This window comes from Streptomyces sp. NPDC042638 (assembly GCF_040647235.1).
Classification (GTDB): Bacteria; Actinomycetota; Actinomycetes; order Streptomycetales; family Streptomycetaceae; genus Streptomyces; species Streptomyces rameus.
In genome coordinates this window covers 14126-31387 of the sequence record NZ_JBEZBT010000064.1, presented here as the reverse complement: position 1 = coordinate 31387, position 17262 = coordinate 14126, and the positions used below count along the sequence as shown (strand labels likewise).

Annotated in this window: 1 protein-coding gene; it reads left to right on the top strand. The window is 76.0% G+C overall.

Features of this window, described 5'->3' with window-relative positions:
- The first annotated feature begins 77 nt into the window (after positions 1-77).
- A complete protein-coding gene (locus tag AB0B40_RS33315) occupies positions 78-17252 on the top strand; it encodes a non-ribosomal peptide synthase/polyketide synthase (RefSeq protein ID WP_362267240.1) in 17175 nt (5724 codons plus the stop codon).
- The last annotated feature ends 10 nt before the right edge of the window (positions 17253-17262 follow it).

Genomic DNA, 17262 nt, shown 5'->3' with positions numbered 1-17262 from the left:
CGCCCGCCCCGGACCCGGCGCCCGCCCCGGACCCGGCGCCCGCCCCGGACCCGGCGCCCGCCCCGGACCCGGCGGCTCTGCGCGCGGCTGTGGCGGCCGTGCTGCCCGCGCACATGGTGCCGTCCGCGGTCGTGGTCCTGGACCACATGCCGCTCACCCCGCAGAACAAGATCGACCGGCGGGCCCTGCCCGCCCCGGAGCGCACGGTCACCGCCGGCCGTGTGGCACCACGGTCCGCGCGGGAGCGGGCCCTCGCCGAGATCTGGGCGGACGTCCTGGGCGTCGACGCGGTCGGGGTGACGGACGACTTCTTCGACCTCGGCGGCGAATCGATCCTCGCCGCCCGCGTCCTGGCAAGAATCCGGGACGAACTGGGCATACGGCTGACCGTGCGGGACGTCTTCACCGCGCGTACGGTCGCCGCCCTCGCCCCCCTGCTCGCCGACCCGTCGGCCGCCGCACCGGCGGAGCCGATCCCGCCGGCCCCGGCGGGGAGCGAGCTGCCCCTGTCGAGCGCGCAGCGACGGCTCTGGTACCTCGACGACCTGACCGCGGGCGGCACCGAGTACAACACCGGGGTGGCCCTCCGGCTGCGGGGTCCCCTGGACGGGGACGCGCTGCGCCGGGCCCTGCACCGCCTCGCGGCCCGGCACGCCTCCCTGCGCACCACGTTCGGCACGGCCGACGGCCAGGGCGTCCAGCGTGTCGCGCCGGAGCCGGACCTGCCGCTGCGGACGGCCGACCTCACCGGCGTACCCGACGCGCGCCGCGCCGAGGCCGCCGAGACACTGCTCACCGAGGAGCTGGGCCGCCCCTACGACCTGGCGGCCGGCCCGCTCACCCGGGCCCTGCTCGTCCGGCTCGCCGCCGAGGACCATCTGCTGCTCCTGGCCCAGCACCACATCGTCACCGACGGCTGGTCGGTGGGCATCCTCACCCGCGAACTCGCCGCCCTCTACCACGCGGAGACCACCGGCGAGCCGGACGGTCTGCCCCGGACCGCCGTGCAGTACCCGGACTTCGCGGTGTGGGAGCGACAGCAGCGGGCCGCGGGCGCCGACACCGCCGACCTGGCCTACTGGAAGCGGCACCTGGCGGGGATCCAGCACCTCGAACTGCCGGCCGACCGGCCGCGCCCCGCCGTGCGCACCACCGCCGGAGCGGCCCACCGGCACCTCCTCCCGGCGGAGTTGGTGACCCGGCTGCGGCAGCTGGCCGCCGGGCGCGGCACCACCGTGTTCACCCTGTTCACGGGCGCCTCCGCACTGCTGTTCTCCCGCTACTCCGGGCAGCGGGACGTCGCGTTCGGCACCGTCACCACCGGGCGTGGCCGACGGGACCTGGAGGGAGTGCCGGGTTTCTTCGCGAACACGGTGGTGCTCCGGGGCGAGGTGGACGAGCGGGTGACCGTCGACCGGTTCGTGGAGAACATGCGGACCACGGTGCTGGACGCCTTCGCCCATGACGCGGTCCCCTTCGACCGGGTGGTGGAGGAGCTGGCCCCGCCCCGCGACCCCAGCCGCACCCCGCTGGTGCAGGCACTCGTCGTGCAGCAGACCGCTCCGCCCGTGCCGCCGCTCTCCGGCGGTGTGCACTTCGGTGACCACCCGCTGCCCCGCCCGGCCGCCCGCTTCGACCTGGTCCTGGAGTTCACGCCGGACGCGGACGGCGGCTGCGTGCTGACCGCCGAGTTCAACACGGACCTGTTCGAGGCGTCGACGGTGAGCCGGCTGACCGCCCATCTGCACCGCCTGCTGGAAGGCATGGCGGACGGCCCGGGCCGCACGCTGGCCGAGCTGCCCATGCTCTCGGCCGAGGAACAGCGGACGCTGGTGGACACCTGGAACCCGCCCGCCCGCCGCGCCCGTGACACCGGGCACACCACGCTGCCCGGGCTGCTGTACGCCCAGGCCGCCCGGACCCCCGACCGCACCGCCGTCGTCTGCGGCCCGGTCCGGCTGGACTACGCCGAGACCGCCCGGCGGGCCGCCCGGCTCGCCCGGCTGCTGGTCGCGCGGGGCGCCGGCCCGGAGCGGCTGGTCGCGCTGTGCCTGCCGCGCACCGCCGACCTCGTGCCCGCCCTGTGGGCGGTGCTCGCCTCGGGCGCCGGCTATCTCCCGGTCGACCCCGGCTATCCCGCCGAGCGCCTCCGCCTCATGCTCGCCGACGCCCGGCCCGCCCTCGTCGTCGCCACCCGTGAGACCGCCGCCGCACTGCCCGCGGACTGTGCGCCGCTGCTGCTGGAGGACTGCGCCGAGGCGGACGTGGCCGACACGGAGCCGACCGACGCCGACCGGCTGCGCCCGCTGCTGCCGGACCATCCCGCCTACGTCATCTACACCTCGGGTTCCACCGGCCGGCCCAAGGGGGTCGTGGTCACCCACCGCAGTGTCACCGCCCTGGCACAGTGGGCGCGGGAACGGTTCGGTGCCGAAGGACTGGCCCATGTCATCGCCTCCACGTCCCTCAACTTCGACGTCTCGGTCTTCGAACTGCTCTGCCCCCTGATGGCGGGTGGCACCGTCGAGGTGGTCGCCGACCTGCCGGCCCTCGCCGACGGCGCCGGCCCGCGGCGCGCCGGGCTGCTCAGCGGGGTGCCCTCCGTCGTCTCCCGGCTGCTCGCGGGCGGTACGGCGCCCGTGACCGCGGACACCGTGGTCCTGGCCGGTGAGGCCCTGCCGGCGCAGACGGTGCACGACCTGCGGGCCGCCATGCCCGGGAGCCGGATCGCCAACATCTACGGCCCCACCGAGGCCACCGTGTACGCCACCGCCTGGTTCGCCGGTGACCGGCTGCCGGAGCAGGCCCCGCCCATCGGCGGCCCGGTGGCGCTCACCCGGGCGTATGTCCTGGACCACGCCCTGCGTCCCCAGCCCATCGGGGTCACCGGCGAGCTGTTCCTCGGCGGCGGCGGCCTGGCCCGCGGCTACCTGCACCGTCCCGGGCTGACCGCCGCCCGGTTCATCGCCGACCCGTTCGGCGCGCCGGGCGAGCGCATGTACCGCACCGGCGACCTGGTGCGCCGGCGTGCCGACGGCGGCCTGGAGTACGTGGGCCGGATCGACCAGCAGGTCAAGGTGCGCGGCTTCCGCATCGAACTGGGCGAGGTGGAGGAGGCGCTGCGCGGCTGCGCGGCGGTCGCCGAGGCGGCGGCCACCGTCACCACCGACGGCGAGGGCCACCGGCGCCTGGTCGGCTACGTCGTCCCGGCCGCGGGGGAGCGGACGGAGGCCGAGGCCGTACGCCGGGAGCTCGGCCGCACGCTGCCCGACTACATGGTCCCGTCGGCCGTCCTCGTGCTGGACCGCCTGCCGCTCAGCCCGAACGGCAAGCTCGACCGGAGCCGGCTCCCCGACCCCGGTCCCGCCGTGCGCGCGGTACGCCATGTCGCGCCCCGCACGGCGACCGAGCGTGCGCTCGCCGCGATCTGGTGCGAGGTGCTGCGCGTGGAGCGGATCGGAGTCGACGACAACTTCTTCGAACTCGGCGGCGACTCGATCCTGAGCATCCAGGTGGTGGCCCGGGCCCGGCAGGAGGGTCTGCCGCTGACCTCCCGGGACGTCTACCACCACCAGACGGTCGCCGCCCTCGCCCGCTGCGCGGACGCCGCCGCGGGACCGCGCGAGTCGGCCCCCGCACCGGAGGCGGCCACCGGCACGGCCCCTCTGACCCCCATCCAGCACTGGCTGTTCGGCGCCGCCGAGCGGGCCGGGCACTTCTCCCAGGCGCTGTCGGTCCGGATGCCCGAGGACCTGGATCCGGCGGCGCTGGAGGAGGCACTCAACGACGTGGTCGCCCACCACGACGCCCTGCGCTCCCGTTTCGTCGCGGCCGACGCGGCCGACGCGTCGGGAGCAGGGGGCGCGGCGGCCGGGGCCGACGGGGCCGGCTGGTTCATCGACGACCGGGCGCCCCGCGTCCGCCTGGGCCGCCACACCGGCCCGGAGACGGACACCCCGCACTTCGGCCCCTTCGACCTCGCCCGGGGACCGCTGCTGCGCGCCGTGCTGCACGACCCGGGCGCCGGGCGGCCCCCCGTGCTGCACCTCGCCGTCCACCACCTGGTGGTCGACGGCGTCTCCTGGCGCCTGCTCCTGGAGGACCTGGACCGTGCCTACCGTGCCCGCCGCGCCGGCCACGACGGCGCCACGGCGCTGCCCGCGAAGTCCTCACCGCTGCGGCAGTGGGCGCGCCGGCTGAACGCCCACGCGGCGGACGGCGGCTTCGACGACGAACGGGAGTACTGGGCCGAGTCGGTCCCCGGCCCGGAACCCGCCCTCCCCGCCGACCTGCCGGAAGGCGCCGACACCTACGCCGCCCAGCGCTCCGTCACCGTGCGCCTGAGCCCGGAGGACACCTCGGCCCTGCTGCGCACCCTGCCCGACACCTACCGCACCCGGGCCAACGACGTCCTGCTCAGCGCCCTCGGCCGGGCACTGTGCGCCTGGAGCGGGCGCGACCGGGTGGTGGTCGACGTCGAGGGACACGGCCGCGAGGAGCTGTTCCCCGAGCTGGACATCAGCCGCACGGTCGGCTGGTTCACCACCCGGTACCCCGTCGCGCTCGCCGTTCCCGCCGACGCCGGCTGGGACACCGTACTGAAGCGGGTCAAGGAGCAGCTGCGCGCCGTCCCGCGGCACGGCCTGGGCCATGACGCGCTGCGGTACCTGGCCGGCCCCGGAGCGGGCGCGCGCACCGCGGACGCGCAGGTCAGCTTCAACTACCTGGGCCGGATGGAACTGTCGGAGGACACCGACGGCCTCTACCGGGGCACCGTACGGCCGCTGGAGCTGGACGCGGACCCGTCGGCCGAGCGCCCGCACCCCCTGGAGGTCGTCGGCCGGCTCGTGGACGACGCCCTCGAGTTCACGTGGTTCTACACCGACCGGCGGTACCGAGAGGAGACCGTCACCGCCCTCGCCGGGCGGTTCGCCGACGCGCTCGCGGACCTCGCCCGGCACGCCACCCGCCCGGGAGCCGCCGGACGCACCCCGTCCGACTTCCCGCTGGCCCCCCTCGACCAGGCCGCCGTGGACCGGATCACGGGCGTGGACCCGGCGGCGGTGACCGACGTGCTGCCGCTCACGCCCACCCAGGCGGGCATGCTCTTCCACGGCCTGTCCCAGGACGACCGCGGTGTCTACTTCCAGCAGCTGACGTTCGTCCTGGACGGCGTGCCCGACCCGCGGGCCCTCGCCGCAGCCTGGCAGCACGTGACCGACCGCACCGAGGTGCTGCGCGGCCGGGTGGTCTGGCAGGACGTGCCCGAGCCGCTGCTGGTGGTGCAGCGCCACGCGGCCGTCCCGGTCACCCACCTGGACTGGCGCGACCTGACCGCCGAGGAGCGCCGGGCCCGGCTGGACGACGTGCTGGCCCGCGACCGCGCCGAGGGCATCGACCTCGGCCGTGCCCCGCTGCAGCGCCTGCTCCTCGCCCGGCTCTCCGGCACCGAGGTGCGCGTGGTGTGGTCCTTCCACCACCTCCTGCTGGACGGCTGGAGCCTGTTCCAGGTGCTGTCGGACGTCTTCGCCCGGCACGCCGGGGCCGGCCCCGACGCCCTGCCGCACCGCCCGCCCCACCGCGACTACGTCGCCTGGCTGCGGCGGCGCGACCCGGCCGAGGCCGAACGGCACTGGCGACGCCGCCTGTCCGGCCTGACCGAGGCCACCCCGCTGCCGTACGACCGTGAGCCGCGCGAGGCGCACCGCGCCGAGTCCACGCACGCGGTCCGCGGCACGCTCCCCGCGGCAGACACCCGGGCGCTGGAACAACTGGCGCGCACCGCCGGGCTGACCCTGAACACCCTGGTGCAGGGAGCCTGGGCACTGCTGCTGGCCCGGCAGGCCGGCCGGGACGAGGTGGTGTTCGGCACCACCGTGTCCGGACGGCCCCCCGAGCTGCCCGGTGCCGAGGACATGACCGGCCTGTTCATCACCACCCTGCCCACCCGGGTCACCGTCCCCGGGCACGGCACCCTGCTCGACTGGCTGCGCGCCCTCCAGCGCGACCAGAGCGAGGACCGGCGCTTCGACCACCTGCCGCTCACCCGCATGAGAGCCCTCACCGAACTGCCCGAGCGCGTCGGCCTCTTCGACAGCATCGTCGTCTTCGAGAACTACCCGGTGGACGGCGACCTCGCCGCCGGCCACGGACTGCGCCTGAGCGGCCTGGAGGGCATCGAGACCACCAACTACCCGCTGAGCCTCACCGCCTACCCGGGTACGGAGCTGGCCCTGCGCCTCGGCTACGACCCCGAGCTGTTCGACGCCGGCACCGCCGAGCGGATGGCGGAGTACCTGACCGTCCTGCTCACCGGCCTGGCCGCCGGTGCCGGACGCCCGCCCGCCCGGCTGCCGCTGCTCGGCCCGGACCGCCGCGAGCAGGTGCTGCGTGACTGGAACGACACCGCCACCGACCTCCCCGACACCACCGTCGCCGCAATCTTCGCCGCACAGGCGCGCCGTACTCCCGACGCCGTGGCCCTGGAGGCCGGAGACGAGCACGTCACCTACCGCGAACTCGACGCCCGGGCGGACCGGCTGGCGGCCCGGCTGGCCCGGCTCGGGGTACGGCCCGAGCAGCCGGTGGGCGTCCTCATGGACCGCTCCGTGCAGCTGATCGTCACCCAGCTGGCCCTCGTGCGCACCGGCGGCGTGAACGTGCCCCTGGACGGCAGGGCACCGGCCGAGCGGCTGCGCCGGATCCTGGCCGAGGCCGGTGCCGGGCTGCTGCTGACCGACGCCGGATGGGCGCGGACGGCCGGGGAGGTGCTGCCCGGCGACGGTGTGCTGCGCGTCGACGACGCCACCGGAGCCGACGGCCCCGCGCCCGCCTGTGCCGTCCACCCCGACAACGTCCAGTACCTGATGTTCACCTCGGGCTCCACCGGCACCCCCAAGGGCGTCGCGGTGCGCCAGCGGGACGTCGTCGCCCTCGCCCTGGACCGGGCCTTCGCCGGGCACGACCGGGTCCTCGTGCACTCGCCGCACGCCTTCGACGCCGCCACCTACGAGGTGTGGGTGCCACTGCTGCGCGGTGGCACGGCCGTCCTCGCCCCGCCCGCCGACCTGGACGCCGCCCAGGTCAGGCGTGCCGTCACCGAGCAGCGGGTGAACTGCCTGTGGCTGACCGCGGGCCTGTTCCGCCTCCTCGCGCAGGAGGACCCCGGCTGTCTGCGGGGTGCCCGCGAGGTGTGGACGGGCGGCGAGGCCGTACCGGGCGCGGCCGTGCGCCGGGTCCTGGACGCCTGCCCCGGCCTGACCGTCGTGGACGGCTACGGCCCCACCGAGACCACCACCTTCGCCACCCGCCGGGTCTTCCGCTCCGGCGACCCGCTGCCCGCCGTGCTGCCCATCGGCCGTCCGCTCGACAACACACGCGTATACGTCCTCGACACCGCCCTCCAGCCCCAACCGCCGGGCGTCCCGGGCGAGTTGTACATAGCCGGCGCCGGGCTGGCCCGGGGCTACGCGGGCCGGCCCGGGGCGACCGCCGCCCGCTACGTCGCCGACCCCTACGGCCCGCCCGGCACCCGCATGTACCGCACCGGCGACATCGTGCGCTGGAGCGCCGACGGCGAGCTGCACTTCGTCGGCCGCGCGGACGACCAGATCAAGATCCGCGGCTTCCGCGTCGAACCCGCCGAGATCGAGGCCCGGCTCACCGCCCACCCCGCCGTCGCCGAGGCCGTCGTCTCCCTGTACGAGGACGCCGGACGCAAGCGGCTGGCGGCCCACCTCGTACCGGCCGGCACCGCCGAGGTGCCCGCCGCCACCGAGCTGCGCGCGCACCTTGCGGCCGGACTGCCCGACTACATGGTGCCCGCCGCCTTCGTCACCCTGCCCGAACTGCCGCTGACGGCCAACGGCAAGGTCGACCGGCGACGCCTGCCCGCCCCCGACTGGTCGGCGGGCGGCGAGCGGACCCACCGCGCCCCGCGCACCGAGACCGAGCGCGTCCTCGCCGGGATCTGGGCCGAGCTGCTCGGCGTGGCACGCGTCGGCGTGGACGACAACTTCTTCATGCTGGGCGGTGATTCGATCCTCAGCATCCAGGTGGTCTCCCGGGCCCGCGCCGCGGGACTCACCCTCACCCCCCGCGATCTCTTCCGGCACCCCACGGTGGCCGAGCTGGCCGTCGCCACCGGCGGGGCGGCGACCGCCGTGGCCGGAACCGACCCGGTCGACGGAGCGGCGGACCTCCTGCCGATCCAGCACTGGTTCCTGGACCCGCGGCCGGAGCACGCCGCCTTCTTCAACCAGTCCGTCGTCATCGAGACGGCCGGCGCCGTCGACAGGGACGCCCTGCGCCACGCCCTCACCGCCCTGTGGACCCACCACGACGCCCTGCGCGCCCGGTTCACCCTCGACGACGGCACCTGGCGCCAGGACATCACCGCCCCCGACGGCCCGGTACCCGAGCTGCTCCGGATCCACGACCGGCGGGACGAGGAACGCGCCACGGCGGCCGTGCACGCCGGACTCCGGCTCGACGCGGGCCCGTTGTTCACCGCCCGCCTGTTCACCGCCGCCGGCACCCGGCCCGACCGGCTGCTGCTGGTCGCCCACCACCTGGTGGTCGACGGCGTCTCCTGGCGGATCCTGCTGGAGGACCTGGAGACCGCCTACCGGCAGGCCGCCTCCGGACAGCCCATGAGCCTGCCCGCCCGCACCACCTCGGTGCGGGAGTGGGCCCGGCGGCTGCGCGGCCACGGCCGTCTCACCGCACAGCTCGCCCACTGGGAGCGCGCCGCCCGGGCCTGCGCCGACCCGCTGCCCGTGGACGGCACCGGCGGCAACACCACGGCCGACGTCCGTGCGGTGACCGTCCGGCTGGACCGCGAGCGCACCGCGGACCTGCTGCGCCGGGTCCCCGGCGTCTACCGCACCCGCATCGACGACGTCCTGCTCACCGCGCTGGGCCGGGTCCTCGCGGACTGGACCGGACGCGACACCGTCGCCGTCGGCCTGGAGGGACACGGCCGCGAGGACCAGCTCTTCGAGGACGTCGACCTGTCCCGCACCGTCGGCTGGTTCACCTCGCTCTTCCCGGTGGCCCTGTCCGTCCCGGCGGGGGACTGGGGCACCGCCCTGAAGGCGGTGAAGGAGCAGCTGCGGGCCGTACCCGACCGGGGGCTGGGCTACGGCGTGCTGCGCCACCTCGCCCGCGAGGAACGGCTCACCGGCGCGCCCGCGCCCGGCATCAGCTTCAACTACCTGGGCCGGTTCGACTGGACCGCCTCCGGCGGCGCCCTGATCGGGGCGGTGCCCGGCGGCCTGGGCGGCGCGGAGGCACCCGGCACCCAGCGGCCGCACCTGCTGGACGTGGTGGCCCGGGTCGAGGACGACCGGCTGGAGATCACCTGGCACTACAGCGCCGGACGGCACCGCGCGGAGACCGTCACCGCGCTCGCCGACGGCATGCTGCGGGCCCTCGGCGACATCGTCGCGCACTGCGCCCGACCGGGGGCGGGCGGCCGCACCCCCTCGGACTTCCCGCTGGCCCGCCTCGACCAGACCGCGGTGGACCGGATCGCCGGGGACGGCCGGGACGTCGTGGACATCCACCCGCTGACGCCGATGCAGTCGGGCATGCTCTTCCACAGCCTGCTGGACCCCGACGGCCGTACCTACGTCAACCAGGTGCAGCTGGTGCTGTCCGGCGTCACCGACCCGCACGCGCTCGCCGAGGCGTGGCAGCACACCGCGGACGCCAACCCGGTGCTGCGCACACAGCTGGTGTGGCAGGAGACCCCGGAACCGCTCCAGGTCGTCCGGCACCGGGCCCCCGTGCCCGTCACCCACCACGACTGGTCCGGCCGCCCCGGTCACGGCGCGCGCGAGCTGGACCGGCTGCTGGCCGAGGACCGGGAGGCGGGCATCGACCTCGGCACCGCGCCCCTGATGCGGCTGACGCTGATCCGCCTGGCACCCGACCGGGTCCGCCTGGTCTGGACGTTCCACCACGTCCTGCTCGACGGCTGGAGCGCCGCCCAGGTCTTCGACGAGGTGTGCGAGCGCTACGCCGCCCTGACCACCGGGCGCCGCCCCCGGGTACCGGAGCGCAAGCCCTTCGCCGACTACCTGCGCTGGCTGGCCGGGCGGGACACCGGCAGCGCCGAGCGGTACTGGCGCGCCGCCCTCGCCGGCTTCCAGGCCCCCACCGAACTGCCCCGGGACCGGCGGCCCGCCGAGGCCCATCGCGACTCCTCGTCGGAGTCGGTGCGGATCACCCTCGGCCCGGACGACTCGGCCCGGCTGCGCGAGACCGCCCAGCGCGCGGGGCTGACCCTCAACACCGTCCTCCAGGGCGCGTGGGCGCTGCTGCTCTCCCGCTACGGCGGCGGCGCCGACGTGGTGTTCGGCACGACCGTCTCCGGCCGGCCCGCCGAACTGCCGGGCGTGACCTCGATGGTCGGCCTGTTCATCAACACCCTGCCCACCCGGGCCCGCGTCGACGGCCGGCGCCCCTTGCTGGACTGGCTGCGCGAACTGCAGGCCGCCCAGTCGGAGTCCCGGCGCCACGACTTCGTGTCGCTGGCCCAGTTGCAGTCGTGGAGCGAGGTGCCCGGCGGCACCGGCCTGTTCGACTCCATCGTGGTCTTCGAGAACTACCCCTTCGACGAGGGTGCGCTGGCCCGGCACGGCCTGGCCATGGAGCAGGAACGGGACCTGGAGCCGACGAACTACCCGCTCAGTGTGGTCGTCGCGCCCGGCGACGCCCTGGCCGTCAACCTGGACTACGACCCGGCCGCCTTCGACGCCTCCACGGTGGAGGCCCTGGGTGAGAGCCTGCGCACCCTGCTGACCGGCATGGCCGCCGACCCGGACCGCCGCCTGGCCGAACTGCCGCTGCTGGCGCCGGCCGAGGGGCGTGCGCTGGTGGACCGGTTCGGCGGACTTCCCGCCGAGGCACCCCACGACACCCTGCCCGAGGCGTTCCGGCGGCAGGCCGAGCGCACCCCGGACGCCCCTGCCGTCCGCCACGCGGACACCTGCCTGACCTACCGCGAACTGGACGCCCGCTCCAGCCGGCTGGCCCGGCTGCTCATCGCCGCCGGCGCCGGACCCGAGCGCTTCGTCGCCCTCTGCCTGCCCCGCACCGCCGACCTGATCGTGGCCCTCCTCGCGGTGCTCAAGAGCGGCGCCGGCTACCTGCCGGTCGACCCCCAGTACCCGGCCGAACGCGTCGCGTTCCTCTTCGAGGACGTACGCCCCGACGCCGTGATCACCGCCACCGGGACCGCCGCCCGGCTGCCCGAGGGCCCGTTCACCCGCATCCTGCTGGACGAGGAACCGGACCCCGGACTCCCGGACACCCCTGTCGGCGACGACGAGCGGCGCGGCACCCTGCTGCCCGCCCACCCGGCCTACGTCATCCACACCTCCGGCTCGACCGGCAGGCCCAAGGGCGTCGTCGTCAGCCACGCCTCCGTGCGGGCCCTGACCGACTGGGCGGCGGCCGAGTTCACCGGCCGGGGACTGGCCCACGTGGTGGCCTCCACCTCGCTCAACTTCGACGTGTCGGTCTTCGAGATCTTCTCTCCGCTGCTGTCCGGCGGCTGCGTGGAGGTCGTCCGCGACCTGCTGGCCCTCGCCGAGCGGCCCGGGCCCTGGCGGGCCGGACTGCTCAGCGCGGTGCCCTCGGCCCTGGACCGGCTGCTCGCCGAGGACGCCGTACGGATCACCGCGGACACCGTCGTCCTCGCGGGTGAGGGGCTCCCCGCCCGCACCGTACGCCGGGTGCGCGACGCCGTCCCCGGCAGCCAGGTGCGCAACATCTACGGCCCCACCGAGGCCACCGTCTACGCCACCGCCCACACCTGCGACCCGGCCGACCCCGACCGCGACCCGCCGATCGGCCGGCCGCTCGGCGGCGCCCGCGCCTACGTCCTGGACGAGCGGATGCGCCCGACGCCGGTCGGGGCACCGGGCGAGCTGTTCCTCGCCGGGACCGGTGTCGCCCGGGGCTATCTGCACCGGCCGGGCCTGACCGCGTCCCGCTTCCTGCCGGACCCGTTCGGACCGCCCGGCAGCCGCATGTACCGCACCGGAGACCTGGTCCGCTGGACGGCCGACGGCGACCTCGTCTACCTGGGCCGCGGCGACGACCAGGTGAAGGTGCGCGGCTTCCGCATCGAACTCGGCGAGGTCGAGGCCGCCCTGGCCCGCCACCCCGCCGTGGCGGCGGCAGCGGCCCGGGTGATCGAACACGCCGGCCACCGACGGCTGGTCGGCTACGCCGTACCCCGTACGGACGGCCTGCCGGACCCCGCCGAGCTGCGCGCCTTCCTCTCCCGCAGCCTCCCCGACCACCTGGTGCCCGCCCTCGTCGTCCCGTTGGAGCGGCTTCCGCTCGGTGCCACCGGCAAGCTCGACCGGCGGGCGCTGCCCGCACCCCGGTGGGCCGCCCCGGCCGCGGGCGAGAGCGGCCGGCCGCCGCACACCGAGGCCGAGCGGACCCTCGCGGCCATCTGGTCCGAGGTGCTCGGCGTGCCCGAAGTCGGCGCAGACGACAACTACTTCACGCTCGGCGGCGACTCCGTCCTCGGTATCCAGATCGTCTCCGCCGCCCGCCGGGCCGGGCTCGCCCTGACCCCCCGGCACCTGTTCACCCACCAGACGCTGGCCGAACTCGCCGACGCGGCCGAGCCGATGCCGGACGCCGCGGTGTCCGCCGTCACCGCCGAGCAGGGACCGGTGACCGGCGACGCCCCGCTCACCCCCGTACAGCACTGGCTGCTCGGCACGCTCACCGGCGACCCCGCCCACTTCAGCCAGACGGTCGCCCACGAGCTGGCCACCGACCCCGACGAGTCGCTGCTGCGGGCCGCCCTGGCCGTCGTACTGGAGCACCACGACGCACTGCGGCTGCGCTTCGAGCGGACCGGTGACGGACGGTGGCGGCAGTACGGCACCGCGCCCGGCGGCGCCCCGCACCTGGAGGTGCATCACCGGGCGGTCCCGGGCGAGGTGGCCCGTGCGCTCGGGGCCGGCTTCGACCTGGCCGGCGGACCGCTGCTGCGGGCCGCCCTGTGCCACCCGGCCGGCAGCGGCCGGCCGGTGCTGCTGCTGGCCGCCCACCACCTCGTCGTCGACGCCGTGTCCTGGCGGCTGATCCTGGAGGACCTGGAGACCGCCTACCTCGCTCTCAGGGACGGCCGGCGGCCCGCCCTGGCCGCCAAGAGCACCTCGTTCCGCGACTGGGCCCGCCGGCTCACCGCCCACACCGAGGCGGGCGGCTTCGACGCCGAACTCGCCCACTGGCGGGACCTCGACACCGGCACCACCCTGCCGGCCGACCATGCCGGAGGCGCCGACACCGTCGCCGTCGAGGAGAGCCTGACCGCCGGACTCGACGCCGCGGAGACGCGCCGCCTGCTCCAGGACGTGCCGGACGTGTACCGCACCCGCGTCAACGACGTCCTGCTGTGCGCGCTGGGCCGGGTCCTGGCCCGCTGGACAGGCCGGGACCGGGTCGCGGTGACCCTGGAGGGCCACGGCCGCGAGGAGCTGTTCGCGGACGCCGACCTCGCCCGCACCGCCGGCTGGTTCACCGCCATGTACCCGGTCGTCCTGGACGTGCCCCGCGGCGCCGGCACCGGCACCGTGCTGAAGAGCGTCAAGGAGAACCTGCGGTCCGTACCGCACGGCGGACTCGGCTACGGCGCGCTCCGCTTCCTGCACCCGTCGGCCGGGGCCGAGCTGCCCGCCCTGCCGCCGGTCTGCTTCAACTACCTGGGCCGGCAGGACCGGACCGCCGCCCCGGGCGGACTGCTGCACGCCCCCCACGGCGGCCTCACCGGCGGCATGGACCCCGCGGCCCTCCGCCCGCACCTCCTCGACGTCCTCGGACAGGTCAGCGACGGCCGACTGGAGTTCACCTGGTCGTACTCGCGCGAGGTGCACCGGCGCGAGACCGTCGCCCGGCTGGCGGCCGAGCTGACCGACGAACTCCGCGCGATCGTCCGGCACTGCGCCGAACCCGGCGCCGGCGGCCGCACCCCCTCCGACTTCCCGCTCGCGCCGCTGGACCAGGCGGCCGTTGACCGGCTCGTCGGCGGTTCAGCGGACGTGACGGACGTCTACCCGCTGACCCCCACCCAGACCGGCATGGTGATGCACGGCCTGGACGAGGCCGAACACGGTCTGTACGTCGAGCAGATCACCTTCGTGGCGGACGGCGCCCGCGATCCGCGGACCCTGGCCGCCGCCTGGCAGCACGTCGTCGACCGCACACCGGTGCTGCGTACGTCCGTCGCCCTGCGCGGCGTCCCCGTGCCGCTCCAGGTGGTCCACCGGGACGTGACCCTGCCGGTCACCGAGCACGACTGGAGCGGCATCCCGGCGGACCGGCACGACGCGGAACTGGAACGGCTGCTCACCGGCGAACGGGCCCGGGGCATCGCCCTGGACCGTGCCCCGCTGCTGCGGCTCGCCCTGGTCCGGCTCGGCCCGGACGCGGTCCGCGTGGTGTGGACCTTCCACCACGTCCTGCTCGACGGCTGGAGCGTCTTCCACGTCCTCGCCGACGTCATGGCCGCGCACGCCGCCCTCGCCCGCGGGGAGCGGCCCCGGCTGCCCGAGCGCAGGCCGTTCGCGGACTACGCCGCCTGGCTGGCCGCGCGTGACACCGGTCAGGCCCGGGAGCACTGGCGCGGCGCCCTGGCCGGCCTGAGCGGCCCGACCCCGCTGCCGTACGACCGCAGGCCCGCCCCGGGCGACACCGCCCGCTCCGGCACCTGGCTGTCCCGGCGGCTCGACGCCGGGGAGACACAGCGGCTCCAGGAGTTCGCCCGCCGGCACCGCCTCACCCTCAACACCCTGGTGCAGGGCGCCTGGGCGCTGCTGCTGGCGTGCTGGAGCGGGGAGCGGGAGGTCTGCTTCGGTACGACCGTCTCGGGGCGGCCCGCCGATCTGCCCGGTGCCGACACCATCACCGGCCTGTTCATCACCACGCTGCCCGCGCGGGTCGACGTCGACGGCTCCGCGCCCCTCGCCCGCTGGCTGCGCGCGCTCCAGGAGGCACGGGCCGAGGACCGCCGCCACGACCACCTGCCCCTGAACGAACTGCACTCCCTCGGCCGGCTCGCGCCGGGTACAGCGATGTTCGACAGCCTGGTGGTCCTCGAGAACTACCCGGTCGGCGACGCGACGGCGGGGGCGCACGGGCTCGCCCTGCGGGACCTGGACGCCCGGGAGGCCACCAACTACCCCCTCACCGTGGTCGTCTCGCCCGGGGACCGGCTCTCCGTCGAACTCGGCCACGACCCGCGGTACTTCGACGCGGCCACCGCCGACTCCCTGGCCGAGCAGCTGCTGCACACGCTGCGGGCCCTGGCCGGCACGGACGGCACCGCCCGGCTGGACGACCTCGACGTCCTGCCGCCCGCGCACCGGGAGCGGCTGCTGCGCGGCCCGGCCCGCCCCGCGCTCGGCCCGGTGCCCGCCGCCACCCTGGCCGCCCTCGTCGAGGCCGCCGTCGACCGGTGGCCCACGGCACCCGCGCTCGACGCGGGCGGCACGGCACTCGGTTTCGCCGAGGTGGAGGACCGCGCCAACCGGCTCGCGCACCGGCTCATCGCCCGCGGCACCGGACCGGGCGACCTCGTCGCGCTGCTGCTGCCCCGCTCGGCGGACATGGTGCTGGCACAGCTGGCGGTGACGAAGACGGGCGCCGCGTTCCTGCCCGTCGACCCCGCCTACCCCGAGGAGCGCATCGCCCTGATGCTGAGGGACGCGGCCCCCGCCCTCACCCTGGACGCCAAGGAGGTCGCCGCCCTGCTCGCCGCCCCGCCGGACGACATGCCCGGACACCGGCCCACGGACGCCGACCGGACCCGCCCGCTCGACCTGGACGACCCCGCCTACGTCATCTACACCTCCGGCTCCACCGGCCGCCCCAAGGGCGTCGTCGTCACCCACCGCGGACTCGCCGCGTTCTCCGCCGCCGAGGCCGCCCACTACCAAGTCGCCCCCGGCGACCGGGTACTGGCCTTCGCCACGCCCAGCTTCGACGCCTCCGTGCTGGAACTGTGCGCCTCCCTGCCGCACGGCGCCCGGCTGGTCGTACCCCGGCCCGGGCCGCTGCTCGGCGCCGAACTGGCCGACGTCCTGCGGGCCGAGCGCATCACACACACCCTGCTGCCGCCGGCCGCCCTCGCCACCCTGCCGGCCGACGCCCCCGGCACGCTGCCCGCCCTGAAGACGCTGATCGTCGGCGCCGACGCGTGCGGTGCCGAACTCGTCGCCCGCTGGGCCCCGCACCACCGCATGGTCAACTCCTACGGCCCCACCGAGGCCACCGTGGTCGCCACCTGGTCCGCGCCCCTGGAGGCGGACGGCACCGCACCGCCCATCGGCCGCCCGCTGCCCGCCACCGGCGCCTACGTCCTCGACGCCCGGCTGCGGCCGGTCCCCGACGGCGTCACCGGCGAACTGTGGCTGAGCGGCCCGGCACTGGCCCGCGGCTACCTCGGCAGGCCCGGGCTGACGGCGGCCCGGTTCGTCGCCGACCCGTTCGGGCCGCCCGGCACCCGCATGTACCGCACCGGCGACCTGGTGCGCCGCGACAGCGCGGGCGAACTGCACTACCTCGGACGCTCGGACCACCAGCTGAAACTGCGCGGGCACCGTATCGAGGCGGGCGAGGTGGAGGCGGCCCTGGTCCGTCATCCCGGCGTGCTGGACGCCGTGGTGACCGTACGCGAGGACGAACCGGGCCTGCCGCGCCTGGTCGCCCACCTGCTCACGGCACCCGGCGCCGAACCGCCCGCCGCCACGGAGCTGCGAGCGCTGGCCGCCCGCTCGCTGCCCGGCCACATGGTCCCGTCGGCGTTCGTGGTGCTGGACCGCTTCCCGCTCACCGAGAACGGCAAGACCGACCGGGCCGCGCTGCCCGCACCCGCACCGGCCCCTGCCGAGGAGCGGGCACGGCCCGAGTACGTGGCACCCCGCACGCCCACCGAGGAGGCACTCGCGGCCATCTGGGAGGAGACCCTCCAGACGGCCGTGGGCGCCGAGGACGACTACTTCCTGCTCGGCGGCGACTCCATGCGCGCCCTGCTCATCGCCTCCCGCGCCAACGACGCGTTCGGCGTCACGCTCACCCCGCGCGACGTCCTGGTCTGCCACACGGTCGCCGCACTGGCGGAAGTCGTGGAGGACCAGGTGCTGAGCGAACTGGAGGACGCCGCGTACGGCGGCCAGGACACCGAAGACGCCGCGTCCGGCGGCCACGACCACGAACGGTGAGGATCCGACG